At 70.6% G+C, this 22,852-nt stretch carries 22 protein-coding genes; 12 read left to right on the top strand and 10 right to left on the bottom strand.

All coding sequences use genetic code 11. The annotated features are described in order from the left end of the window. Positions 1 to 44 precede the first annotated feature (44 nt). From ACFY5A_RS10640 to ACFY5A_RS10625, 4 genes are all read left to right on the top strand, one after another. Positions 45 to 1,214 (top strand): ABC transporter substrate-binding protein, encoded by a 1,170-nt coding sequence (locus tag ACFY5A_RS10640; protein WP_341939880.1) that lies wholly within the window; start codon positions 45 to 47, stop codon positions 1,212 to 1,214. 251 nt (positions 1,215 to 1,465) lie between these two features. Continuing rightward, a complete protein-coding gene (locus ACFY5A_RS10635; RefSeq protein WP_105677004.1) occupies positions 1,466 to 2,326 on the top strand; it encodes a branched-chain amino acid ABC transporter permease in 861 nt (286 codons plus the stop codon). Beyond that, on the top strand, positions 2,313 to 4,103 hold the full coding sequence (locus tag ACFY5A_RS10630; protein ID WP_387233822.1) for an ATP-binding cassette domain-containing protein: 1,791 nt from the start codon (positions 2,313 to 2,315) through the stop codon (positions 4,101 to 4,103). The genes ACFY5A_RS10635 and ACFY5A_RS10630 overlap by 14 nt, the downstream gene beginning before the upstream one ends. Further along, positions 4,100 to 4,792, top strand: a complete 693-nt coding sequence (locus ACFY5A_RS10625; RefSeq protein ID WP_105677006.1) for an ABC transporter ATP-binding protein — start codon at positions 4,100 to 4,102, stop codon at positions 4,790 to 4,792. Before ACFY5A_RS10630 ends, ACFY5A_RS10625 begins: the two co-directional genes overlap by 4 nt. A 7-nt stretch (positions 4,793 to 4,799) precedes the next feature. Here the strand turns inward: ACFY5A_RS10625 and ACFY5A_RS10620 are convergent, their stop codons facing one another. Further along, positions 4,800 to 5,027, bottom strand: coding sequence for a hypothetical protein (locus ACFY5A_RS10620; RefSeq protein WP_387233818.1), 228 nt, complete (start codon positions 5,025 to 5,027; stop codon positions 4,800 to 4,802). Between the two features lie 84 nt (positions 5,028 to 5,111). Here ACFY5A_RS10620 and ACFY5A_RS10615 point away from each other — a divergent pair, with 84 nt between their 5' ends. Then, positions 5,112 to 5,762 (top strand): HAD-IA family hydrolase, encoded by a 651-nt coding sequence (locus tag ACFY5A_RS10615; RefSeq protein ID WP_341939883.1) that lies wholly within the window; start codon positions 5,112 to 5,114, stop codon positions 5,760 to 5,762. 118 nt (positions 5,763 to 5,880) lie between these two features. Here ACFY5A_RS10615 and ACFY5A_RS10610 read toward each other — a convergent pair whose 3' ends face one another. The 3 genes from ACFY5A_RS10610 to ACFY5A_RS10600 form a co-directional block, all read right to left on the bottom strand. After that, positions 5,881 to 7,299 (bottom strand): DUF222 domain-containing protein, encoded by a 1,419-nt coding sequence (locus ACFY5A_RS10610; RefSeq protein ID WP_387233815.1) that lies wholly within the window; start codon positions 7,297 to 7,299, stop codon positions 5,881 to 5,883. 147 nt (positions 7,300 to 7,446) lie between these two features. After that, the gene (locus tag ACFY5A_RS10605; protein WP_105677011.1) at positions 7,447 to 8,262 is read right to left on the bottom strand and encodes an SDR family NAD(P)-dependent oxidoreductase; all 816 of its coding nucleotides are present in this window, start codon (positions 8,260 to 8,262) and stop codon (positions 7,447 to 7,449) included. Between the two features lie 32 nt (positions 8,263 to 8,294). Continuing rightward, positions 8,295 to 9,029 (bottom strand): SDR family NAD(P)-dependent oxidoreductase, encoded by a 735-nt coding sequence (locus ACFY5A_RS10600; RefSeq protein WP_387233812.1) that lies wholly within the window; start codon positions 9,027 to 9,029, stop codon positions 8,295 to 8,297. A 243-nt stretch (positions 9,030 to 9,272) separates the two neighbouring features. Between ACFY5A_RS10600 and ACFY5A_RS10595 the strand changes: the two genes are divergently transcribed. Genes ACFY5A_RS10595 through ACFY5A_RS10570 form a run of 6 tightly spaced genes read left to right on the top strand, consistent with a single transcriptional unit; the run spans position 9,273 to position 14,848 of the window. Continuing rightward, complete coding sequence (locus tag ACFY5A_RS10595; protein WP_341939887.1) at positions 9,273 to 10,721, top strand: APC family permease; 1,449 nt, start codon at positions 9,273 to 9,275, stop codon at positions 10,719 to 10,721. A 25-nt stretch (positions 10,722 to 10,746) separates the two neighbouring features. Next, on the top strand, positions 10,747 to 11,586 hold the full coding sequence (locus tag ACFY5A_RS10590; protein WP_105677014.1) for a molybdenum cofactor biosynthesis F family protein: 840 nt from the start codon (positions 10,747 to 10,749) through the stop codon (positions 11,584 to 11,586). A 1-nt stretch (position 11,587) separates the two neighbouring features. Next, positions 11,588 to 13,234: an amidohydrolase gene (locus ACFY5A_RS10585; RefSeq protein WP_387233809.1), complete on the top strand. Its 1,647-nt coding sequence runs from the start codon at positions 11,588 to 11,590 to the stop codon at positions 13,232 to 13,234. A 23-nt stretch (positions 13,235 to 13,257) separates the two neighbouring features. Continuing rightward, positions 13,258 to 13,614: a DUF202 domain-containing protein gene (locus ACFY5A_RS10580; RefSeq protein ID WP_341939890.1), complete on the top strand. Its 357-nt coding sequence runs from the start codon at positions 13,258 to 13,260 to the stop codon at positions 13,612 to 13,614. After that, a complete protein-coding gene (locus ACFY5A_RS10575; RefSeq protein ID WP_341939891.1) occupies positions 13,611 to 13,964 on the top strand; it encodes a DUF202 domain-containing protein in 354 nt (117 codons plus the stop codon). Before ACFY5A_RS10580 ends, ACFY5A_RS10575 begins: the two co-directional genes overlap by 4 nt. Before the next feature lie 8 nt (positions 13,965 to 13,972). Beyond that, positions 13,973 to 14,848: a formylglycine-generating enzyme family protein gene (locus ACFY5A_RS10570; protein WP_219844644.1), complete on the top strand. Its 876-nt coding sequence runs from the start codon at positions 13,973 to 13,975 to the stop codon at positions 14,846 to 14,848. A gap of 24 nt (positions 14,849 to 14,872) precedes the next feature. On the opposite strand, the gene ACFY5A_RS10565 is transcribed toward ACFY5A_RS10570, so the two are convergent. Genes ACFY5A_RS10565 through ACFY5A_RS10545 form a run of 5 tightly spaced genes read right to left on the bottom strand, consistent with a single transcriptional unit; the run spans position 14,873 to position 20,602 of the window. Beyond that, on the bottom strand, positions 14,873 to 17,185 hold the full coding sequence (locus tag ACFY5A_RS10565; protein ID WP_387233804.1) for an arylsulfatase: 2,313 nt from the start codon (positions 17,183 to 17,185) through the stop codon (positions 14,873 to 14,875). Then, positions 17,186 to 17,974 carry an ABC transporter ATP-binding protein gene (locus tag ACFY5A_RS10560; RefSeq protein WP_387233802.1) on the bottom strand — a complete coding sequence of 263 codons (789 nt, stop codon included), beginning with the start codon at positions 17,972 to 17,974 and terminating at the stop codon, positions 17,186 to 17,188. It lies immediately after the preceding gene. Then, entirely contained in the window at positions 17,971 to 18,807 is an 837-nt protein-coding gene (locus tag ACFY5A_RS10555) for an ABC transporter permease (RefSeq protein ID WP_387233799.1), read from the bottom strand. Before ACFY5A_RS10555 ends, ACFY5A_RS10560 begins: the two co-directional genes overlap by 4 nt. Further along, entirely contained in the window at positions 18,804 to 19,586 is a 783-nt protein-coding gene (locus ACFY5A_RS10550) for an ABC transporter permease subunit (protein ID WP_341939896.1), read from the bottom strand. The genes ACFY5A_RS10555 and ACFY5A_RS10550 overlap by 4 nt, the downstream gene beginning before the upstream one ends. An 8-nt stretch (positions 19,587 to 19,594) precedes the next feature. After that, a complete protein-coding gene (locus tag ACFY5A_RS10545; RefSeq protein WP_387233796.1) occupies positions 19,595 to 20,602 on the bottom strand; it encodes an ABC transporter substrate-binding protein in 1,008 nt (335 codons plus the stop codon). Positions 20,603 to 20,752: 150 nt separating this feature from the next. Here ACFY5A_RS10545 and ACFY5A_RS10540 point away from each other — a divergent pair, with 150 nt between their 5' ends. Continuing rightward, positions 20,753 to 21,364 (top strand): TetR/AcrR family transcriptional regulator, encoded by a 612-nt coding sequence (locus tag ACFY5A_RS10540; protein ID WP_105677027.1) that lies wholly within the window; start codon positions 20,753 to 20,755, stop codon positions 21,362 to 21,364. 24 nt (positions 21,365 to 21,388) lie between these two features. Here ACFY5A_RS10540 and ACFY5A_RS10535 read toward each other — a convergent pair whose 3' ends face one another. Continuing rightward, positions 21,389 to 22,852 carry an FAD-dependent oxidoreductase gene (locus ACFY5A_RS10535; RefSeq protein WP_341939898.1) on the bottom strand — a complete coding sequence of 488 codons (1,464 nt, stop codon included), beginning with the start codon at positions 22,850 to 22,852 and terminating at the stop codon, positions 21,389 to 21,391.

The following is a 22,852-nucleotide window of genomic DNA, read 5'->3' as shown; positions in this document are numbered from 1 at the left end:
CCCGTCGGCACAGCAACACCCGAAATCGAGAGGCAAGGAAGCACATGAACAAGCGAGTAGCAGGCACTGCGGCCCTTATCGCCGTGGCAGCCCTCATCCTGTCCGGCTGCGCCGACGACGGCGGATCGGGCGGAGGCGGGGGCGGTTCGATCGTCGTCGGCTCCGTCAACACGATCAGCGGACCGGCGACCTTCCCCGAGGCCTCGCAGGCGGCGGCCGCCGTCTTCGACGCCTTCAACGAGGCCGGGGGCCTGAACGGCCAGAAGATCGACTACAAGGCGCTCGACGACAAGGGCGACCCCGCCACGGCCACCGCCTCGGCCCGCGAGCTCGTCGGCAGCGACGGCGCCGTCGCGCTGGTCGGCTCGGCGAGCCTCATCGAGTGCGAGATCAACGCCAAGTACTACGAGCAGGAGAGCATCCTCTCCATCCCCGGCATCGGCGTCGACACGGGATGCTTCGACAGCAAGAACATCTCCCCCGCCAACGTCGGCCCGTTCAACGACATGACCCTGACGCTGCAGTACGGCTCCGAGGTCCTGGGGCTCGACGACATCTGCGTCCTGCTCGAGATCGCCGGTTCCACGCGCCCGACCTACCAGGCCGCGATCGACAAGTGGACCGAGATCACCGGCAAGAAGCCGAAGTACGTCGACGACACCGTGCCGTACGGAGCATCCGACTACACGCCCTACATCGTCAAGGCGCGCGAGCAGGGCTGCAAGGCCCTCGCGATCAACCCGGTCGAGCCCGACGCGATCGGCCAGGTCAAGGCCGCGAACGCGCAGGGCTGGGATGACGTGACCTGGCTCTACCTGACGAGCGTCTACAGCGAGAACTTCGCGAAGGCGGTCGACAACGCCGGCGCCGGCATCTACGTGCCCGCCGAGTTCTACCCGTTCACCGACGACAACGACATCAACAAGGACTGGCGAGCGCTGATGGAGAAGAACGACATCCCGCTCACGTCGTTCAGCCAGGGCGGCTACCTCGCGGCGACGTACTTCATCGAGGTGTTGAAGTCGATCAAGGGCGACATCACGCGGGAGAGCGTCAGCACGGCGCTGCAGGACATGAAGGCGATCGACAATCCGATGGTGGGTACGCCCTACGCGTTCGGCACGCAGAACACCGCCGGCTGGCCGATCATCCTGAAGTCCGGCACCAACGCCTGGGAGAAGGTCGCCGACGACTGGCTGCGCATCGGCGAGTAGTCCGCCTCCCCCGGTCGTTGAGCGAGAAGGGCATCACCGCCCCGGTCGCTGAGCGAACGGCACCACCCGGTCGTTGAGCGAGGGAGCGGAGCGACCGAGACGAAACGCCTCATCCGGCGCCGAACGTCCGTCGCGGCGTTTCGTCTCGCTTCGCTCGCTCAACGACCGGGGATCTCGCTCGCTCAACGACCGGGGCCCTCCCCGCTCGACGCTCGAGTTCCCCTCCCCCCTCAGATCAGAAAGGACGCCTCATGCTGCAAGGCGCCATAGCCGGTCTCGCCGCCGGCGGACTCTACGCCGTCCTCGGCGTGTGCCTGACGCTGATGAGCCGCCTCGTGCGGGTCGTCAACTTCGCCCAGGCCGCGACCGGGATGTTCGGCGCGTTCACGGCCGTGTGGTTCGTGAGCAGCCTCGGGCTGCCGATCTGGCTCGGCTCCGTGCTCGGCATCCTCGTCGCGGGGCTCCTCGCCGCGGCGATCGGCTGGATCGCCGCGACCTGGCTCTCCGAGGCCTCTACGACGACCCGCTCGGCGATGACCGTCGGTCCGCTGCTCCTGCTGATCTCGCTGTCGTTCATCCTGTTCGGCAACAAGCCGCAGCCCTTCACTCCGATCATCGCGGGCCCCGCCTTCTCCTTCGGGGGCGTCGTCGTCAGCCAGGTCACCGTCGCCACCGTGCTGATGGCCATCGTCACCGCCGTGGTCGTGCGGATCATCCTCCGCCGCACCAGGGTCGGCACGCAGCTGCGGGCTCTGTCCGAGCGGCCGACCACGGCCGAGCTGCTCGGCATCCGCTCGCGTCCGCTGTCGATCTCGGTGTGGTTCGTGACCGGGGTGATCAGCGCGATCGCGATCATCATCGTCGCTCCGACCCAGTCCAGCGACGCCACCGGGCTGTCGATGCTCATCGTCCCCGCGGCCGCCGCGGCGCTCCTCGGCGGCTTCCGGCGGCTCGACCTCGCCGTCGTCGGCGGCATCGTGCTCGGCGTGCTCGGCGGTCTCGTCGCGCAGATCGACGAGGTCGCGCTGGTGCGCAACTTCCTTCCGTTCCTGTTCATCGTGGTCCTGCTCCTGTGGACCCAGCGCAAGGAGGTGTGGGATGCCGCTCGCTGACCGCTCGCCCCTGTCCGACAACCGCGTCGTCAAGGCCGTCTGGCCGTTCGCGATCGCCGCCGTCGCCGTGGGGGTGGGCGCGATCCTCAGCGCCGCCCTTCCCGGCTACTTCGTGTTCCTCGCGATCAGCGCCGTCGTCGCCGCCATCGCGATCCTCGGCCTCGGCATCGTCACCGGCTCCGCCGGGATGATCGCCCTGTGCCAGCTGACCTTCGCCGCCGTGGGCGCGTGGATCGTCTCGCTGCTGAACGTGATGCAGGCCCCCGGAGGCTTCATCGTCTGGCTCGTGCTCGGCGGCGTCGCCGCAGGGCTCGTCGGCGTCCTCGTGGGGCTTCCCGCTCTGCGCCTGCGCGGCGTCAACCTCGCCGTCGTCACCCTCGGGTTCGCGGCAGCCGCCGACGTCACGCTCGTGCAGATCCAGTTCCCCGGCTCGGTGGACGGCACGTCGATCGAGCGGCCGGAGCTGTTCTCCAACGACCGGCAGTTCTTCTTCCTGTCGATCGTGGTTCTCGCGGTCTGCGCGCTCGGGGTGTTCTTCCTGCAGCGCGGACGCTGGGGCTCGTCGTGGAAGGCCGTCGCCTTCTCCGAGCGCGGAACCGCCGCGGCCGGGCAGAGCGTGCAGGTCGCCAAGCTCACCGCCTTCGCCGTCTCCGCCGCCCTCGGCGGCATCGCGGGTGGCCTGCTCGCCGGACAGGTGCAGCTGCCGTTCGCATCGAGCTTCACGCCCTTGCAGTCACTGGCCCTGTACGTCCTTGCGATCATGTCGGGCGCGCACCTCATCGACATGGCCGTCCTCGGCGGCATCCTCTGGGTCCTCGTGCCCGAGCTGCTCAAGCGCTGGGGCATCGACCAGAACTGGGGCTTCGTCGTCTTCGGCGTGCTCGGGGTGCAGGCGCTGACCGGCGGGACGAACCTCGGTCAGACCGTGCGCGACGTGTTCTGGCGCCGCGCCGACCGCAGGACCGCGAGCGCGGCGCTGACAGCGCTGCCCCCGGATGCTCCCGCCGACGCCGCGGCCATCACGACGACCACCACCGCGACGGTGGACGAGGCCGCGCTCGACGGCGCCCCCGTGCTCACCGTGGAGGGGCTCACCGTGCAGTTCGGCGCCCTGAAGGCGCTCGACGACGTGTCGTTCCAGGTGCCCGCCGCATCGATCATGGGGCTCATCGGGCCGAACGGCGCGGGCAAGTCGACGTTCGTCGATGCGATCAGCGGGTTCCTGCCGAAGCACGGCGGCCGTGTGCTGCTGGGCGACCGCGATCTCGCCGGACTCTCCCCCACGCGGCGGGCCCGGCTGGGACTGCGGCGCACGTTCCAGCAGGACCGCGTGCCGCCCGCGCTCACCGTGGGCGCCTACGTGCGGTTCGTCGCGCGGCGGCGGCTCGCGGCATCCGACATCGACGAGGTCCTCGAGTTCTTCGGGTGCCCGCCCGCCCGCGCCCGCCTGTCGAGCGTCGACGTCGGCACCCGGCGGCTGGTGGAAGTCGCGGCGAACGTGATCTCGCGTCCTCGGCTGCTGATCCTCGACGAGCCGGCCGCCGGGCTGTCGCACGAGGAGCACCTGGCTCTCGCCGCCCGCCTGCGGGAGCTGCCGTCGCGCTACGGCGTGGCGCTGATCATCATCGAGCACGACCTCGACCTCGTGCGCTCGGTGTGCCCGATGCTCACGGTGCTCGACTTCGGCAAGGTGCTGGCGAGCGGCCCCCAGGCCGAGGTGCTGGCGAACCCCCACGTCGTCAAGGCGTACATGGGAGAGACGGAGCTGCTGTCATGAGCGAACTCGTCCTGGACGGTGTGACCGTCAGCCGCGGCGCCGGGCCGGTGATCTCCGACGTGTCGCTCACCGTGCGCGGCGGAGAGGTGCTGGCGCTCGTGGGACCGAACGGCGCGGGCAAGACGAGCCTGATCGAGTCGGTGTCAGGCGTGACCCCGCACTCCGCCGGATCGCTGACGCTCGACGGCGACCCGATCGACAAGCTGTCACGGGTCGCCAGGGCGCGGCGCGGGATCGTGCACATCGAGCAGGGACGGGCCGTGTTCCCCTCGCTCACCGTGCGGGAGAACATCTCGCTCACCGCGAGGACCCCGGCGGAGCTGGATGCCGCGCTCGAGCAGTTCCCCGAACTGGAGAAGCGCATCGACTCCCCCACGGCCCTGCTGTCCGGCGGCGAACAGCAGATGGTCGTGCTCGCGCGCGCGTTCGCCGCGAAACCGCGCATCCTGCTCATCGACGAGATGTCATTGGGGCTCGCGCCCGTCGTGTTCATGCGGCTCATGCCGATCGTGAAGTCGATCGCCGAGTCCGGGGTCGGCGTGCTGCTCGTGGAGCAGTTCACGCAGCTCGCACTCGGGCTGGCTCGTGAGGCCGTGGTCGTCGCGGGCGGTCAGGTCTCGTTCCAGGGGACGTCTGAGCAGCTCAAGGGCGACCCCGAACTGCTGCATCGCGCCTACCTCGGCGGCTGACCGGCCGTCATTCGGGGTCGTCCTGAGGGGCGCTCCCGAAGACGCCTCCGGCGAGGAGGGCGACTCCGCCGGCCAGGATCAGCAGAGCGGCGCCGTGCGTGATCCACCCCAGCACGGTGTCCATGCCGACGATCGTGTGGATCGCCTCGTGGTTGCGCACCGCGAACCATGCGAGCGCGAGCCCGACGAGCAGCACACCCCCGGTGATCAGCATCGCCCTGCGCGTTCTCCGCATCCTGCCCCCTCGGTCTTTCCCGTCGACGCTACCCGACCCGTCCGCGCCCAGGAAGGACGGATGCGGCGGCACTAGCCTGGGAGCATGACCGAGATCGTCCACGTCCGCGCCGCCCTCCTCGACATGGACGGGACCCTCGTCGACTCGACCGCGGTGGTCGAGCGGCTCTGGCTCGCCTGGGCTGCGCCCCACGGCATCGACCCCGCCACGGTGCTCAGCGTCGTGCACGGCCGTCAGGGGCACCAGAGCATGGCGATCATGCTCCCCGAGCGCGACCACGAGATCAACCTCCAGGAGAACCGGGAGATGCTCGCCAACGAGGCGAGCGACGTCGACGGCGTCGTGGCGATCGAGGGAGCCGACGTGCTCCTCGCCGACCTCCTCCCGTTCCCGCACGCGATCGTGACGTCGGCCGACGTGCGACTGATGAACGCCCGCATGGGCGAGGCGGGGCTCACCGTGCCCGCGCTCACCGTCACGGCGGAGAACGTGTCGAGGTCGAAGCCCGACCCCGAGGGCTTCCTGCTCGGCGCGGAACTCCTCGGCATCGATCCGGCCGACTGCGTCGTCTTCGAGGACTCGGGGGCCGGCATCCAGGCCGCCCACGCCGCGGGCATGCGCGTGATCGGCGTCGGCGCCCACGCGACCTCCCACTCCCCCGAATACCACGTCGCCGACCTCACCCAGGTGGCCGTGGTCGCCGTCGACGGCGGGTTCGAGCTGCACGTCGGCTGAGGTCAGGCGTCGCGCGAAGTCTGCGTCGGGACGCCGGCGTGTCGGGCCCGGGAGTTCGGCTCCCGCCCTGCGCCCGGCGTCGCCGAACGGACGGCGTCGCCGAACAGACACCGCCTGCTCAGGCGACCGCGATGAGAGCGCGTCTCGGTCGGCGCTGCTCACGCCACTCGCGACTCGGATCCCACCATCCGGGACCCCTGATCTGCGGAACACCCTCCGACATCCGGATCTCCCATCCGGAGCGATCCAGGGTCCGGTGGTGATGCCAGCACAGGGGCACCCCGTTGTCGGTGTGGGTCGGGCCGCCGCGCGCGTGCTCGGTGACGTGGTGGATCTCGCACCACGACGCGGGGACGTGGCATCCGGGGATCAGGCACTCGCCGTCGCGGAGCACGATCGCGCGGCGCTGAGTCGCCGTGAAGACGCGGTCGGTCGCACTGATCCCGACGATGCGGCCCTCGTCGAAGAGCACGCGCTGCACAGCCCCTGAGCACGCGGTGTGGACCGCCACGGATGCCGGAACAGGCGCCTCGACGCCGGGCATGGTCGCCCATCCGCCGCTCTCGCGTTCAGAGATCTGCGCCGCGTCGACGTGCACCACGAGGGTGGGGGCCGCGCCGCCGAGCGACGGCATGTCGTCGTGTCGAGCCGCGATGCCCAGTGCGGCGGCCAGCGCATCGTGCTGCTTCTGCGCCCGCGTGCGCGAGTCGGCGTCGCCCCGCTGCTCCGCGTCAGGACGCGCATCTCCCGTCAGCTCCTCGGAGGGTCGGAACATCACGCCGAGATCGGCGGGTCCTTCGACCTTCGGATTAAGCTGGGCGTCGAAGATCAGCTGCAGCTGCGCATACACCTCGGGCAGGAGAGCACCGCGGATCGGATAGGCGCCGTCGCGCAGCCGCCCGATGACCACGGAGCGCCGCTGCGACGCGCGCGCCTCGATCGGCGTCGAGCCGTCGGGGTCGAGGTACAGCGCGATCAGCTGCGAGTACTGCCGCAGGTCGTCGGGAGTGGCGGGCGGAACCGCAGTCGTACGGCCGTCGTCTTCCCTGACGATGCCCCGCGCCTGATCTGCCAGCTCGGCATCGGCGCGCAGACGGTCGGCTGCGCCGATGCGATCCCCGGCCTGCTCCATCGGGCCGGTCGCAGCGAGGAGTCCGGCGACGCCCACCTCCCCGTCGAGCATCGCCTCACGCAGCGCAGGCCACCGCGCAGGCAGGCGCTCCCCGGTGAGCAGGCTCAGCTCTCGACGCAGGGCGGATGCCGACTTCACCATGCGCGCCGCAGTCGCGGCATCCACGCGGAGCACGCGCTGCAGGAGCTCGTTCAGCGACCGGCATCCGAACGCATCCGGCAGCTCTCGGGCATCGGCATCGGCGACCGTCTCGACGACGATCGCCTCGAGCCGCCGCAGTGCCTCGCCTGCGCCTCTGAGCACGTCCATCCGCTCGGTCGCGGACAGCCCGCCGAACCCGACGGCACCCAGCATCAGATCGAGGTCGGTGACGACCCGATCGAGGATGCCGGCGGTGCTGCTCATGACTCCATCCAACCGAGAGCCACCGACATTCGAGGCCGGTTTTCGGCTGTTCAGGCTAATATTCCGGAACAGAGCCGTCAGACACGATCGCTCAACGACGGGGAACCCGTCCGGCTGTTGCGCCGATCCCCGACCCCGCCGCGATCCCTACATCCCGGCGTGGTCGAAGGCGATCGTCGGCACGTCCACCACGTGCGAGCCGCCGTCGGCGACGATGACGGCGCCTGTGATGTACGACGACTCGCCCGATCCGAGGAAGCGCACGACCGAGGCGATCTCGGCCGGACGCGCGGGGCGCCGCAGCGGCACGTCAGCGGTCACCGTGGCGTAGGCCTCCTCGCGCGACCCGAGGCCGGCGTGCGTGGCGAACTCGTCCATCTCGTCGTCGGCCATCGGCGTCTGCACCCACCCGGGGCACACCGCGTTCACACGAACGCCGTGCTTGCCGTAGTCGCGCGCGAGCGTACGGGTGAGGCCGATGAGCGCGTGCTTGCCGACCGTGTACCCGGCCACCGACGGCCCCGCGAAGAGCCCGGCGAGCGACGAGACGATCACGATCTGCCCCTTCGACTCCAGCAGTGCGGGCAGCGCCTCGCGCGCCATGACGAACGCCGTCGTGAGGTTGGCGCGGATGGCGGCGTCCCACCCCGCGTCATCGGTGTCGCCGACCGGTGAGAAGCCGTGGCCTCCGGCGTTCGCGACCAGCACGTCGATGCGGCCGAACGTCGCCAGCACCTCGGCCACTGCGGCCTTGGCGGACTCCGTGTCCGCGGCATCCGCGATGATCGCGTGCGCGCCGACCGCCTTCTCCACCGCCTGCAACGGCTCGGCCCGGCGTCCGACGACGACGACGTGCGCCCCCTCGGCCGCGTACCGCTCGGCGATGGCCGCTCCGATGCCCGTGCCGCCTCCGGTGATGACGACGACGCGTCCGGAGACCGTCGATCCGACTACGAGTCCCATGTGCTGCTCCTGTCTGTCTGGCGCGTGCGCGCTCAAGCGGGGAATCCCGACCGGGCGGTGTACCCGAAGTCGCTGAGAAGGGTGGTGCCGTTGACCGCGCGGCTGCGCGGCGACAGCAGGTACGAGACGTGCGCGGCCACCTCGTCGGCCGTCTGCACGGGGAACGCCGCCTCGTCGAGAGCCGTGTCGCCCAGGTCTCCGCGGCTCATGGGGGTGTCGACGACCGAGGGGGCGACGGTGTTCACGCGGATGCCGGTGCCCGCGAGGTCGACCGACAGCGCCCTGCCGAACTGCACCAGCGCGGCCTTCGACGCGCAGTACGGCGCCATGCCGGGAGAGGCGACGAAGGCGGAGTCGCTGGAGATCAGGACGACGGATGCCGCGGCCGATGCGCGCAGCAGGGGCAGCGCCGCGCGGAGCACGAGGAAGGGCCCGGTGACGTTGACGGAGAGCACCGCGTTCCACTCCGCGAGCGAGACGTCCTCGATGCCGGCGCCCACGGGGCCGGAGATCCCCGCACAGCACACGACAGCGTCCAGCCTGTCGACCCGCGCGAGAGCCGAGGCGACCTGCGCCTCGTCCGTCACGTCCGCCACGAGGAGCAGGGCGCCCGGGCATCCGCTGGCCGTCCGCGCGAGGGCCGCTCCGTCGCGATCGAGAAGCGCGACGCGCACCCCCTCGGCGGCGAGCGCGAGCGCGACGGCCCTGCCGATGCCGCTCCCCGCCCCGGTGACGAGGGCGGTCGTACCGCTCAGATGCAGGTCCATGTCGCCTCTCCTGACCCCGCCGGCGCATCTGTCGACGCGGAGGACGGCGGCGTCCTGACAGTCATCCTGCTCTGCGGCGTCCTCGACGTCGAAGCACCCCGACGCGGCTGTGCACGCTGACACCATCGTCTTTCACTCAGGGTCAAGCGCGGGCGACGAGGGCGGAGCAGACTCGCTCTATCGACGATCCCCCTCGTCGTCGATGCCGTGCGCGCACGGCCGTCACCGAGCAAAGGAGCCGCCGTGGCAGATCCGATCGCACCATCCGCAGAGCACACCTCCCTCCGCCCAGGAGCCCTGGGCGTCGCCGGCATCGTCTTCCTCGTGCTCGCCGCCGTCGCGCCGCTCACGGGCATCGTCGTCGTCGCCTCGCTCGCCATCGCGCTGGGCAACGGCGGCGGCACGCCCATGTCGTTCTTCATCGTCGCGGCGATCCTGCTGCTCTTCGCGGTGGGCTACGCGCAGATGTCGAAGCAGCTCGTCAACGCCGGCGGCTTCTACGCCTTCGTGGTGAAGGGCCTCGGCCGCACCGGCGGACTGATCGCCGGGCTGATCGCGACGCTCGGCTACAACTTCTTCGTCGTGGGCACGATCGGCACCAGCGGCTTCTTCATGCAGACGATCATCCGCGACCTCACCGGCCTCGACGTGCACTGGCTGGTCTGGGGGCTCGCCTCGATCGTGGTGTGCTTCGTGCTCGCCAGGGTCGGCGTCGACTTCAGCTCCAAGATCCTCGGCGTGTGCCTGGTGCTGGAGACGCTGATGCTCGTCGTGTTCGACATCTCCGTGCTCGTGCAGACCGGCTACGACGTCGCGGCGTTCAGCCCGGAGTGGGTGCTCTCGGGCTCTCTGCCGATCGGCCTGCTGCTCGCCGCCACCGGGTTCCTCGGGTTCGAGGCCACGGCGCTGTTCAGCGAGGAGGCGAAGCAGCCGCTGCGGACGATCCCGCGCGCGACGTACACGGCGATCATCGCGATCGGCATCATCCTCGGCGTCACCACCTGGGCCGTCGTCAGCGCCACCGGCGTCGCGCAGGCGCAGGCCACCGCGGTGGAGCACCTGCCCACCGGCGACCTCATCTTCACGCTGTCGCAGCAGTACCTCGGCGGCCCGCTCACCACGGTCATGATGATCCTGCTGCTCGTGAGCCTCTTCGCCGCGATGCTCGCCTTCCACAACTCCGCCACGCGCTACCTCTACTCCCTCGGCCGCGCCCGCATCCTGCCGCAGGCGCTCTCCCGCACCCGCACCAACGGCGCACCGCAGCTCGCCGGCATCGTGCAGGCGTCGTTCGCCGCGATCGTCGCCGTGATCTTCGCGATCGCCGGAGCCGACCCGATCGTCACGCTCGTGCCCGCGATGCTCGGCTTCGGCACGCTCAGCGTGCTGATCCTGCAGGGCCTCGCGGCGATCTCGATCGTCGTGTACTTCCGCCGCAAGGGCGACCCGCGGTGGTGGAGCACGTTCATCGCGCCGGGCATCGGCTTCCTCGGCATCGCGGCGATCTCGATCCTCGCGATCGTGAACTTCGACATCGTCGCCGGCTCCCAGGAGCTCGCGATCCGCCTGATGCCGCTGCTGCTCGTGCTCGCCGTGATCGGCGGCATCGTCTACGGCGCGTACCTGAAGAAGTCCCGACCGGCCGTGTACGACGGTCTCGCCACCGACCTCGAGCGCGTCAGCGCCCGCTGACCCGCCCCATCCGACAGGAGAAGAAATGACGACCCTGAACCCCGCAGACACCTCGACCTGGCTGCCCCTCGAGGGCCTCGCCCCCGGCTTCGACGCGAACAAGGCCCCGCACACGACCGCCCTCAGCGGCCGCGAGATCACCGTCGTCGACGGGCGCGGCACCCGCATCGTGCACCGCTTCGCCGACACCACGGTCACCTGGGACTACCAGCCCGGCGCCGATGACAGCACCGCCGCGGCATCCGACACCGACGATTACGAGGCCGTCGAGGTCGACGAGGACCTGTTCTACGTGCAGTTCCACCACGACTACCTGCCGAACGAGGCCGTCTCCCTCGTGCTCGATCTTCGGCACGGCCGTGCGCTCGCGGTGATCTCGCTCATCCTCCCCGCGCCCGAGAAGGGGAAGACGCGCGTGCAGCACGTCTTCGCCCCGAGCATCATCGAGGGCGCGGAGGTCACCGGAGCAGAGGCCGCTCCCACCACGTCCCTCATCGGCCGCCGCGTCGAGTGGGTCTACAGCACCGAGCACGCCTACGAGCACGTGTACCTGTCTGAGCGCTGGTACTCGTGGCAGTGCCTCGCCGGCCCCGAGCGCGGCCTCGCCGACACCGACGAGAACACCGTGTGGGAGGTGCGCCCCGGCATCTACATCTTCGCGTGGCGTGAGAAGGTCATCCCCTGCGCATCCGTGACGATCGCCGACCACCGCGACGTGAACGCCATCCGCTCGCACGGCGTGCTGTTCGGGCTCGACGAGACGGGCGAGATCCCCACGCACTTCACGTTCGGCGCGCACGGCCGCCTCATCTCGACCACTCACCACAGCGCCGGCCTGGAGCCCGCGGAGTTCGGAAGGATCTGAGATGACGGATGCCGCAGACCTCATCGTCACCGGATCGGTGATCCGCACCGCCGACCGGTCGCAGCCGTTCGCGGAGGCGTTCGCGGTGCGGGACGGCCGGATCTCGGCCGTCGGCGCGCTGTCTGCGGTGTCCGCCCATCGCGGGCCCGAGACCAGGATGCTCGACGTCGGCGACGCCGCGGTCTACCCCGGCTTCGTCGACGTCCACAACCACCACGCGCTCGCCGGTCGCACCGAGCTCTTCGAGCTCTCGCTGCCCCCGTCGCTCACCCTCGACGAGATCCTGGAGAGGGTGGCCGAGAAGGCGGCGACCCTTCCCGAGGACGCGTGGATCATCGGCGGGGTCGTCGCGACGACGCTGCTGCCGACGCTCGCGAACACGGCGACCCGCCTGCGGCTGGACGAGGCCGCGGGTGGACGGCCCGTCGTGATCGTCGAGGACTCCCGGCACAACCGCTGGGCGAACACGCGCGCCCTGGAGCTCGCCGGCATCACGGCCGACGGCCTCCCCTCGGGCGGCGTGACGATCCTCGATCCCGACGACGGCACCCCGACCGGGGTGCTGCTGGAAGCGGCGGGCATCCCCGTGCAGGAGGCGTACGACCGCAGCGGCGGCCTGACCGCGGAGCAGCACGTCGCCGCCTCTCGGCGCGGGGTCGAGCTGCTCAACTCCTTCGGCATCACGACCTTCCAGGATGCGGGGGTCTCGACCGACATCCTCTCGGCGCTCGCGACGCTGGACCGCGACGGCGACCTGAACGCCTGGGTCGTGTCATCGCTGCTCATCAACGACGAGATCTTCGGCTTCGACCCGATCGGACAGGCGCTCGTCGAGCGCGGCGAGGAGTTCCGCACGCCGCACCACCGGCCGGACTTCGTGAAGATCTTCCTCGACGGGGTGCCGCCGGCGAGGACGGCGTCGTTCCTCGAACCGTATGTGGCGGATGCCGCGCACGGCGCGCACTTCCACGGCGAGACGACGATGACCTTCGACGAGCTCCACGGCTGGCTCCGCACGGTCGCGGAGCGCGGGCTGGGCGCCAAGGTGCACTGCACGGGCGACGGCTCGGCCCGTCTCGTGCTCGACGTCGCCGAGCGGATCCGCGCCGACGGCTTCACGACGCCGATCCAGATCGCGCACGGGCAGTTCCTGGCGGATGCCGACATCCCCCGCCTGCACGCGCTGGGCGTGTCGGCCGACATCTCCCCGTTCATCTGGTTCCCCGGTGTCATCACGCAGGCGCTGGCCGATGTGCTCGGCGAGCGCGCCGAGCACTCCCAGCCGAACAGGGCGCTGCTCGACGCGGGCGCCCTGGTCGCGGGCGGGTCGGACTGGCCGGTGTGCGAATCGCCCAACACGCTGGAGGGACTGCAGGGTCTGGTCACCCGCGCCGATCCGCTGCACCGCGCGCCCGGCGTGCTGTGGCCGGAGCAGGCGATCACCGCCGAAGAGGCCCTGGAGGTCTTCACGATCAACGCCGCCACGGCCATGGGCCTCGGCGACGAGACCGGGTCGATCGCGGTGGGCAAGTCCGCCGACTTCGTCGTCCTGGAGCGGGATGCGATCGCGGGAGACGCGGAGCGCATCATCGAGACGCGCGTGCTCTCCACGTGGTTCTCCGGCCGAGAGGTGTTCGCGGCCGGCTGACCATGCATCGATACGATGAGCCCATGCGCCGCTTCCCCCGCTCCGTCTACTCCGTCGGCGACGAGCCGGATCCGCGGTTCTCCCTGGCGAACGAGCGGACCTTCCTGGCCTGGACGCGCACCGGACTCGCGCTGATCGCCGGCGGCGTCGCCCTCGAAGTGCTCGGCCTCGACCTGCACCCGGGGTTCCGGCTCGCCGCGTCGCTGCTGCTGATCGTGACGGGCACCGCGGTCGCTCCCCTGGCCTGGTGGGAGTGGATGCGCGCCGAGCGCGCCCTGCGCCTGTCCCGGCCGCTCCCCGGAGCCTTCTCCGCCCTGCTGCTCGCCGTCGTGGTCGTCGTCGTCGGGCTGCTGGTCACGGCCGGTGTGCTGTGGCGATGACGGCGTACCGCCCGTTCGACCCGGGGCTGCAGCTCGAGCGCACCGAGCTCGCGTGGCGGCGCACGGCGCTCTCGATCGCGATCGGCTCGCTGCTGTCGCTGCGCGTCCTGCCGATCGCCCTGCCCCCGGAAGCCACGTTCTGGGGCTTCGCTCCGGGCATCGTCGGGCTGCTCTCCGCATGCGCCCTCTGGTTCGCCGCCCACCGACGCCAGCGCAGGCTGGGCGCGTTCCTCTCGGGCGCGACCGGCGTCTCCCCGCACGGCGGCGCCATGCTCGTCCTCCTCGCCGTGCTCGGTGCGGGTTTCGGAGCCGTCGCGCTGGTCTTCTCCGTGCTGTCGGCGCTGCGATGAGCCACGGGATGGTGCGCATCCCCGCCGGGCTCCTCCGGATGGGCTCTGACGATCACTACCCGGAGGAGGGACCCGTCGTCGAGCGCGAGGTGGCAGCCTTCGACATCGACGAGCATCCGGTCACCAACGCCGAGTACGCCCGCTTCGTCGCCGAGACGGGGTACGTGACCGTCGCGGAGCGCCCGCTCGATCCCGCCGACTTCCCCGGAGCCGACCCCGCGACGCTCGTCCCCGGCGGGCTCGTCTTCACCCCCACCGCCGGCCCCGTCGACCTCGGCGACTGGCGCCAGTGGTGGCGCTGGCAGCCCGGAGCGCACTGGCGGGCGCCGCAGGGTCCATCATCGGACGTGGACGAGATCCTCGATCACCCGGTCGTCCAGATCGCCTTCGCGGATGCTCTGGCCTACGCGGAGTGGGCGGGCAAGCGTCTGCCGACGGAGGCCGAGTGGGAGTGGGCCGCCCGCGGCGGACTCGTGGGGGCGCGCTACGCGTGGGGCGACGAGCTGCGACCGTCCGGCATCCTCATGGCCAACACCTGGCAGGGCGAGTTCCCCTACCGGAGCACCGGAGCCCTCGGCTGGTCGGGCACCTCGCCCGTCGGCGCGTTCCCCGCCAACGGGTACGGTCTGAGCGACATGATCGGCAACGTGTGGGAGTGGACGGCGGATGCCTGGACCCCGCGCCACGGCATGACCCCGACGGTTCAGCCCGGCGACCGCGTCACCCTCCTCGACTCGGCAGCACGGGGACCTGCACGGCGCGTCACCAAGGGCGGCTCGCACCTCTGCGCCCCCGAGTACTGCCTCCGCTACCGCCCGGCCGCCCGCTCCTCGCAGACCGAGGACTCGGCGACAACGCACCTCGGATTCCGCTGCGCGCTCTGACCGCGCCGCGCCGCACCTGCGCGCTCAGTCGGCGATCGCCTGCACCGCCTCGCCCACGGCCCGCAGCACGGTCCCGTCATAGGAGGAGCGCCGGCCGGGCACGTACCGCACCGATCGCAGCTCGCCCCCGCCGAACGGATAGGTGCGATGCGCCTCGTGCAGCTCCCAGTCGACGGGACCCCCGTAGTCGTAGCCGACGCTGATGCCGGTGAACGGGGCCATCCCGAGCAGCATGGGCACGTCCTCGACGACCGCGACCTCGACGCCGTCGACGTCGACGCCCAGGCGCCAGCGCAGGTGGGGTCGCTCGTCGAAACGGACGAGCACACGATGCGCGCCCTCCCCCAGGCGATCGCCGCGTGCGCGGTGCATGGCGCCGTACGCGTTGTACACGAGGAGCGGCCGTCCGTCGTCGACGGCGAGGAGATAGCCGCCGCCCTGGTCACCGTGCGCCACGATGACGCCCGCCGCCTCCGCGCGGGTCTCGATCTCGATCTCGATCGTGAAGGAGCGCAGCACCGTGAGCTTCGCCGAGCGGAAGCGCTCCAGCGGGGGCCGGAACGGCACGAGCGTCATCGGCGCCGACAGCGGCTCCTCCGTGTCTGGCCGGAGCCGGAAGAGGGAGCCGTCGTCGTCGAGCGGGAACACGGTGTTGCGCCAGGCCTCCGCGTGCCAGCGCTCCGCCATCCGCGCCACGCGCTCCGGATGCTCCGCCGACAGGTCGACCGTCTCGGTGGGATCGGCGGAGAGGTGGTACAGCTCCCACTCGCCCCCCTCGGCGCCCTCGGCCTTCGTCGGCGCCGTCGCCGACAGTGCCTTCCACTCGCCCTCCACCAGTGCGCGGCGGCCGACGCACTCGAAGTACTGCGCCTCGCGCCCCTCGGCGTCGGGATCGGCGAGCACGCCCGCGATGCTGCCGCCGTCCATGTCCTGCGCCGTGCGACCACCGCGCTCGGAGAGCGGGGTCACGCCGGCGAGGTCGAGCAGCGTGGGAGCGAGATCGGAGACGAACACGAACTGGTCGCGCAGTCCGCCCTCCATGGGGGCATCCGGCCACGAGATGATGAGAGGAGCGTGCACCCCGCCCTCGTAGGTCGTCGACTTGAACGAGCGGAACGGGGTGTTCGAGACGCGGGCCCACCCCGTGGGGTACTGCCCGAAGAGCCGCGGCCCTCCGATCTCCTCGACGTCGCGGGGCACATCGGTCACCCAGCCCTCCGGCATCCCTCCGTGCGTGCCGAACTGCGCGAAGTAGCTGCGCGTGCCGCTCGGACCGCCTTCGGCCGTCCCTCCGTTGTCGCTCGCGAGGATGACGATCGTGTTGTTGCGCTCTCCGCTGCGCTCCAGCCGTTCGAGGAGCCGCCCGACGCTCTGATCGATCTCGTCGACCGCCGCTGCATACACCTCCATGTGCCGTGCGAACAGGCGGCGCTCGTCCTCGCCCAGCGCATCCCAGGAGGGGATCCGGTCGCCGTCCGCGATGGCGTCCTCCGGAAGCCGGGCGTGCGACGGCACGATTCCCCGTTCGCGCTGACGGGCGAAGCGCTCCTCGCGAAGGGCGCTCCACCCCGCCTCGTAGCGGCCGCGGTACTTCTCGATGTCGGCGTCCTTCGCCTGGATGGGCCCGTGCACCGAGGTGTGCGCGTAGTAGAGGAAGAACGGCTTCTCCTGGTCGTTCACCCGGAGGTCGTCGATCATCCCGATCGCGCGATCGGTGAGCTCGTCGGTGAGGAAGAACCCGTCGGGGAACTCGCGGATGCCGACGACGGAGTTGTCCTGCACGAGGCGGTGCGGATGGTGCAGCGAGGTGAAGCCGTCCATGCTGCCGAAGTACCGGTCGAACCCTCGCTGCAGCGGCCAGCTGGCGCGATCCGCGCCGTCGTGCAGGCGCGATTCGAGCGTGAGATGCCACTTCCCGACCATGAAGGTCGCATAGCCGCCCGCGCGCAGCGACTCCGCCAGCGTCGGGGCGTCGGCGGGCAGCTCACAGCTGAACCCCGGATAGCCGGGGTCGATGTGGGCGACGAAGCCGAAGCCGGCGCGGTGGGGGTTGAGGCCCGTGAGCAGGGCGGCCCTGGCCGGCGAGCACATCGGCGCCGTGCGGTAGTTCGTGAAGACCCAGCCGTCGTCGGCGAGGGCGTCGATGTGCGGCGTCTCGATCTCGCTCCCGAACGGGCCGAGGTCGCTGAACCCGAGGTCGTCGATGAGCATCACGATGATGTTCGGGGCCTTCCTCCGCGCCCGTCGCGGCGCGGGCCACCACGGTGCGGAGTCCGAGGTGAACTCGGCGACCCGCCCCTCGAACGCCTCGTATCCGCGTGCCGTCCGATCCGCCATCTAGCCGGCCCTCCTGATCAGCTCGAAGATCTCCGTCCGCAGCTCCGCGAAGGCGGGCAGTGCGCGCGTGCGGAGCTGATCGCGGGGGCCGCCGAAGTCGATCTCGATGATCTCGGTCACCTTCGCGGGTCGCTCGCCGAGCACGACGACGCGGTCGGAGAGGTACACCGCCTCGTCGATGTCATGGGTGACGACGACGATCGTCATGCCGAACTGCTCGCGGATGCGCAGGCACAGGTCCTCCAGCTCGAAGCGCGTCTGCGCGTCGACGGAGGCGAAGGGCTCGTCCATCACGAGGACCTCGGGGCGATACGCGATGGCCCTGGCGATGGCGGCGCGCTGCTGCATCCCGCCGGAGAGCTGCCACGGGTACTTCGACTCGGCTCCGGCCAGACCGACCGCGGCGAGCGCTGCGGACACCCGCTCCTCACGCTCGGCGACGGGCAGCCGCAGGTGCTTCAGCGGCAGCCGCACGTTCTTCTCCACCGTGAGCCACGGCATGAGCGACCGCGTGTACTCCTGGAACACCAGGGCCATCTCCTCCGGCGGCCCGTCGATGGGCCGGCCGTCGATGGCCGCTGTTCCCGCGGTGATGCTCTGCAGCCCGGTGAGGCATTTCAGCAGCGTCGTCTTGCCGATGCCGGACGGGCCGACGATGCAGCACACCTCCCCGACGCGCACGTCGAAGGTGAGGTCGGCGATCACGGGGACCGGACCGTTCTTCGTCTGATAGGACTTGGCGAGGCCTGCGACGCTGAGGCGGACGGGGGCCTGTTCTGCGATGGTCATGAGTTCTTCTCCTGCTGCTGCGAGGCGATGTACCAGCGCAGCACGCGGCGCCGGAAGAGGGTGAAGACGGCCGTGGCCGCGTAGCCGATGATGCCGAGCACGAGGATGCCCGCCCACATGTCGGGGATCGCGAACGACTGCTGCGCGAGCAGCGTGGCCGCTCCGAGTCCGGTCGACGACCCGAGCATCTCGCTGGCGATCATCACGACGAACGCCGTGATGAGGCTGACCTGCATGCCGGAGAGGATGCGCGGCCCCGCGCCGGGCAGCACGACCTGGAACAGGCGTTCGGCCGGGGTGAGCCGGTAGACCCTGGTGACCATCTCCATCGTCGGCTCTCCCGCCCTGATGCCGTCGATCGTCGAGATGAGGATGGGGAACACCGCGGCCAACGTGATCGACAGCACGCGGGTCTCGTTGCCGAAGCCGATCAGCGACACGAAGATCGGCACGAGAGCCACCGGAGGGATGGCGCGGAAGAAGTGGATGGCGGGCTCGGCGAACCAGCTCAGCGGTCGGACGAGCCCGAGTGCGCAGCCGAGGATCACGCCGATGAGGGTGGCGAGCACGAACGAGAGCGCGAGGTTGCCGACCGAGGAGGCGACGCTGCCGAGGAACGCCGGCGTCTGCAGCAGCTGCCCCAGGCGGGTGAGGATGGTCTGCAGCGGAGGGAAGAAGGTGTTCGTCGACCCGGCGGAGGCGAGCCACCAGGCGGCGAGCAGCACGACGGGCACTGCGATCTCGGCGCCGATGAGGATCCACCGCGGCGACCCGCTCTGCGACCTGCTGCGGCGCACGCGGGCCCTGGTCTGGATGGAGGTGGTCAGGGTCATCGGTGGTCCTGCTTCCGGTACTGCGGGTGCCAGTGCAGCAGCATCCGCTCCCCCTGCTGGCTCAGACCCTGGATGATCAGGCCGAGCACGCCGAGGATGACGACATAGGCGAACAGCTGCGGCTGATTGCCGGAGATCTGCGACAGCAGCAGGCTCTGTCCGAGCCCTGGACCGCCACCGAGGAGTCCGGCGACCACGGCGACGACGAGCGAGGTGGGTGCGGCGACACGCACCGCGGTGCCGATGTAGGGCAGGGCGCTGGGGAGCACCACCCGGCCCAGGATCTCGGCCGACCCCATGCCGTACGACCGCGCCGTCGCCCTCGCCACCGGGTCGGTGTCGAAGACGCCGGCCGCCGACTGCACCGCGATCGCCGTCACGCAGCCGAAGAACACCAGGAACACACCCATCCCGGAGGTCGGACCGAGCACGAGGACGACGATGGGCAGGATCACGATGGGCGGGATGGGCTTGAGGAACTCCAGCGGGACGCGGGTGGCGTGCAGCGCGAGCGGCGACGTGCCGATCGCGACGCCCAGGAGGACTCCCACCGCCACGGCGAGGACGAGTCCGAGCAGGGCCATGGCGAGCGTCGCGCCGATGGCCTCCCAGAGCTGTGCGGTGCCGAGCATGCGCACCGCCTCACCGATCGCCTCAGTCGCGGTGGGCAGCGGCGACGAGGACAGCGGCCCGACGGTCGCCGCCAGCTGCCACGCCCCGAGACCGCACACGACGCCGAGTGCGCCGACGAGAGCGCCGGCCACGGAGGAGGTGCGCATGCCCGCGGTCACTTCGCGCTGACGATCACGCCGTCGAGCGGAACGGGCTGCGCCAGGAAGCCGAGCGCGACGAGCTTGTCGTTGACGCGCTCCAGCTCCTCGGGGAGCACGGCGAGAGGCCAGTACGGCACCTTCACCTCGTCGAGGGAGAGCGTGGATCCGGTGTACTCCAGACCCGCCGTGATCGCCTCCTCCGGGTGCTCGTTCGCATAGGCGTTGGTCTTGGCCAGCGCCCGCTGGAACGCCGCGATCACGTCTTTCCTGTTCTCGACCGTGGAGGCGCCGGCGGTCCAGAGGCCCGTCGCGCCCTCTTCGAAGAACCGGACGGACGGCGAGGAGAGCCGGACGGCGCCGATCGCATCGGCCTCGGCCGTGAAGGGGTTCACGAGGCCCGCGGCGTCGACCGTCCCGCTCTTGAGCGCGGCCACGGCGGAGGTGAAGTCGAGCACCACCCAGTTCACGGCGGCGGGGTCGATCCCCTCGTCCTGGAGAGCGTCGGCGATCACCACCTCGAGCTGCGCCTTGCGGGCGGGGATCGCGATGGTGGCGCCTGCGAGATCGGCCACGGAGGTGATGCCGCTGTCGGCGCTGGCATACAGGCCGGTGTCGTCGAGGGCGTCGGGGTCTTCGGAGTCCGCTGCGCCGTCGATGTAGCCGTCGGCCGCGCCGATGACCGTGAGCGGGACGCCGCTGGAGAGCGCGTTCAGCAGGGGGATGCTGGGCGAGTACGCGATGTCGACCTGGCCGCTCTGCGCGGCCGCGAGACCGGCGGGAGGGTTCGCGACGATGGAGGTCTCGATCTCGAGACCCTCGTCCTCGAAGAAGCCCTGCGCGATCCCGGTGAGCAGTGCGCCGTCGGACGTGAGGCCGATCGTGGCGACCTTGACCGTGGTCATCCCGCCTCCCCCGCCCTGAGAAGGCTCGGCAGCCGGAGACGACGAGCAGGCGGCGAGGGCGAGCACCCCGACCGCGGCCAGGACACCGCCGGCGCGACGGGTGAGTCGATGGACGTTCATTGCAACTCCTCTTCGAGTTAGTCACCAGTTGGTGATTAAAAAGATCGTACTCTTGCCTTGTATTTGATTGGTTACGATTGCATCACATTCGTCACCATTTGGTGACTAAAAAGGTCAAAACTAGAATCGTGAGAACGAGGGGGGCCTGCCATGCCGAAGATCGTCGACCATGACGAACGCCGCGACCACATCGCCGACGCCGCGGTGCAGGTCATCATCCGCGTCGGGTTCGAGAAGCTGACGATGCGCGAGATCGCGACGGAGGCCGGTTACGCGCACGGCGCCATCGCGCGGTACTTCCCGAACAAGCAGAGCCTGCTCACCGCGGCGTTCCTGCGCCTCTACACCCAGGCGAACGATCGGATCCACGCGGGCATCGAGGGGATCCGCGGCCTCGCCGCTCTGGAGCGGGTGTGCCGGGAGATCCTCCCTTACAGCCCCAACGGCCCGCTGTACGCGCGCGTCGTCATCTCCTTCTGGGATCACGCCTCCCAGGACGACGAGGTCACCCGCATCCATCGCGTGAACAACCTGCACTGGCGGGAGCTGTTCCGGCGATTCCTTACCGAGGCGCGCGAAGACGGCGAGCTCGCCGACCACGTCGACATCGAGACCGCGGTCAGCGAGGTCGCCTCGCGCAACGCCGGATGGCAGATGATCGCCGTGCTCATGCCCGACTCGGCGGGCGACGGGCGCCTGAACGACGCTCTCGAGGCTCTCCTCGCGACGTTCCGCCGTCCGAAAGCCCGCGCCGCCCGCTGACACCGTCATCGTCGCCTCCGGCGCTCACGCCCCGAGCAGGAACCGCGCCCCGCGCTCCGCGATCATCGCCGCAGGCGCGTTCGTGTTGCCCGTCGGCACCGTGGGCATGACCGAGGCGTCGATCACACTCAGCCCCGCGATCCCCCTGACCCGCAGCTGCGGGTCGACCACGGCGCCCGCATCGCTGCCCATGCGGCAGGTGCCGACCTGGTGGTGGTAGGTGATGGCGGTGCGGCGCACCCAGTCCTCGACGTCGGCATCGGCCACCTCGGGTCCGGGGTAGACCTCGGTCGCTCCCCACTCCCCCGCGAGGGCGGGCTGCGCGCCGATGCGGCGTCCCTGGCGCACGGACGCCGCGAGAGAGGCCACATCGCGCTCGTCGGCGAGGGCCGCCAGATCGATCAGCGGCTCGTCCGAGAGACCGGGGCCCGAGAGTGTGAGCGCGCCGCGGCTGTGCGGGGTGACGAGACCGGCCATGAGCGTGAAGCCGTCGTCGCCCCGCGGCTCGAGGTCGCCCCACATCGGAACCGAGAAGTGGATCGGCTGAGTGTCGGGCTCGGCGAGGTCAGGCCGGCTGCGCCAGAACAGGTGGCTCTGCGTCACCGAGACGCCGGGCTGCGGCGGTCCGATGCGTCGCGACGTGGTGAAGATCACCGGAGACAGGAGGTGGTCGTGCAGGTTCTTCCCGACCTCGGGCGAGTCCTGCACGACCGGGATGCCGAGTGCGGCCAGCTCCTCCGCCGGCCCGATACCGGACCTCAGCAGGATCACCGGAGACCCGAGGGCGCCCGCCGAGAGGATGACCTCGTCGGCCCGCAACTCCTCGGCATCCGCCCCCTCCCCGAGCCGGACCCCCAGCGCCCGACCGTCTTCGACGATCACCGAGTGCACCTCACGGCCGGTGACGACCGTGAGGCGGTCGGTGATCGGCTGCGCGTATGCCATCCACGTGTTCACGCGGCGCCCGTCACGCATCGTGACCTGCTCCTGCGAGACGCCGTCGAGGGTGCCGGCGTTGTAGTCCGGGTTGTGCGGCAGTCCCTCCTGCACGGCGGCCTCGATGATCGACGCCTGGATCGGCGACAGCGGGTAGTCATCGGTCACGGGGAGCAGGTCGTTCTCGATGGCCTCGTAGACCGGCTCCACGTCCGACCAGCCCCAGCCGGTCGCCCCGTCGCGCTCCCATCCGTCGTAGTCGGATGCCGCGCCCCGCACCCAGATCATCGCGTTCAGCGCGTGCGATCCGCCCGTCACCTTGCCCCGAGGCAGATGCAGTCGGCGGCCGGCCGCGTGCTCCTGCGGAACCGTGAAGAAGTCCCAGTCCTCGGCGGAGTGCCACAGCTCCCCCGCACGGGACGGGTCGTGGATCGCGGGGTTGGTGTCGTAGCCGCCCGCCTCGATCAGGGTCACGGCGACGCCCGCATCGGCCAGCCGTCGCGCGACGATGGCGCCCGATGTGCCGGCGCCGACGACGATCGCGGTCCGCAC

Origin of the sequence: Microbacterium sp. NPDC012755, assembly GCF_042901325.1 — a bacterium.
GTDB classification, from domain to species: Bacteria; Actinomycetota; Actinomycetes; order Actinomycetales; family Microbacteriaceae; genus Microbacterium; species Microbacterium natoriense.
This window is presented reverse-complemented; position numbering and strand designations above follow the sequence as displayed.

What these genes read in the sequence shown, in the direction of transcription:
- ACFY5A_RS10610 (WP_387233815.1), bottom strand. Translation starts at nt 7,299, where the DNA reads ATGAGCAGCACCGCCGGCATCCTCGATCGGGTCGTCACCGACCTCGAT.
- ACFY5A_RS10620 (WP_387233818.1), bottom strand. Translation starts at nt 5,027, where the DNA reads ATGCGGAGAACGCGCAGGGCGATGCTGATCACCGGGGGTGTGCTGCTC.
- ACFY5A_RS10580 (WP_341939890.1), top strand. Translation starts at nt 13,258, where the DNA reads ATGCGCCGCTTCCCCCGCTCCGTCTACTCCGTCGGCGACGAGCCGGAT.
- ACFY5A_RS10570 (WP_219844644.1), top strand. Translation starts at nt 13,973, where the DNA reads ATGGTGCGCATCCCCGCCGGGCTCCTCCGGATGGGCTCTGACGATCAC.
- ACFY5A_RS10640 (WP_341939880.1), top strand. Translation starts at nt 45, where the DNA reads ATGAACAAGCGAGTAGCAGGCACTGCGGCCCTTATCGCCGTGGCAGCC.
- ACFY5A_RS10635 (WP_105677004.1), top strand. Translation starts at nt 1,466, where the DNA reads ATGCTGCAAGGCGCCATAGCCGGTCTCGCCGCCGGCGGACTCTACGCC.
- ACFY5A_RS10555 (WP_387233799.1), bottom strand. Translation starts at nt 18,807, where the DNA reads ATGACCCTGACCACCTCCATCCAGACCAGGGCCCGCGTGCGCCGCAGC.
- ACFY5A_RS10560 (WP_387233802.1), bottom strand. Translation starts at nt 17,974, where the DNA reads ATGACCATCGCAGAACAGGCCCCCGTCCGCCTCAGCGTCGCAGGCCTC.
- ACFY5A_RS10615 (WP_341939883.1), top strand. Translation starts at nt 5,112, where the DNA reads ATGACCGAGATCGTCCACGTCCGCGCCGCCCTCCTCGACATGGACGGG.
- ACFY5A_RS10605 (WP_105677011.1), bottom strand. Translation starts at nt 8,262, where the DNA reads ATGGGACTCGTAGTCGGATCGACGGTCTCCGGACGCGTCGTCGTCATC.
- ACFY5A_RS10600 (WP_387233812.1), bottom strand. Translation starts at nt 9,029, where the DNA reads ATGGACCTGCATCTGAGCGGTACGACCGCCCTCGTCACCGGGGCGGGG.
- ACFY5A_RS10550 (WP_341939896.1), bottom strand. Translation starts at nt 19,586, where the DNA reads ATGCGCACCTCCTCCGTGGCCGGCGCTCTCGTCGGCGCACTCGGCGTC.
- ACFY5A_RS10540 (WP_105677027.1), top strand. Translation starts at nt 20,753, where the DNA reads ATGCCGAAGATCGTCGACCATGACGAACGCCGCGACCACATCGCCGAC.
- ACFY5A_RS10565 (WP_387233804.1), bottom strand. Translation starts at nt 17,185, where the DNA reads ATGGCGGATCGGACGGCACGCGGATACGAGGCGTTCGAGGGGCGGGTC.
- ACFY5A_RS10545 (WP_387233796.1), bottom strand. Translation starts at nt 20,602, where the DNA reads ATGAACGTCCATCGACTCACCCGTCGCGCCGGCGGTGTCCTGGCCGCG.
- ACFY5A_RS10585 (WP_387233809.1), top strand. Translation starts at nt 11,588, where the DNA reads ATGACGGATGCCGCAGACCTCATCGTCACCGGATCGGTGATCCGCACC.
- ACFY5A_RS10575 (WP_341939891.1), top strand. Translation starts at nt 13,611, where the DNA reads ATGACGGCGTACCGCCCGTTCGACCCGGGGCTGCAGCTCGAGCGCACC.
- ACFY5A_RS10590 (WP_105677014.1), top strand. Translation starts at nt 10,747, where the DNA reads ATGACGACCCTGAACCCCGCAGACACCTCGACCTGGCTGCCCCTCGAG.
- ACFY5A_RS10625 (WP_105677006.1), top strand. Translation starts at nt 4,100, where the DNA reads ATGAGCGAACTCGTCCTGGACGGTGTGACCGTCAGCCGCGGCGCCGGG.
- ACFY5A_RS10630 (WP_387233822.1), top strand. Translation starts at nt 2,313, where the DNA reads ATGCCGCTCGCTGACCGCTCGCCCCTGTCCGACAACCGCGTCGTCAAG.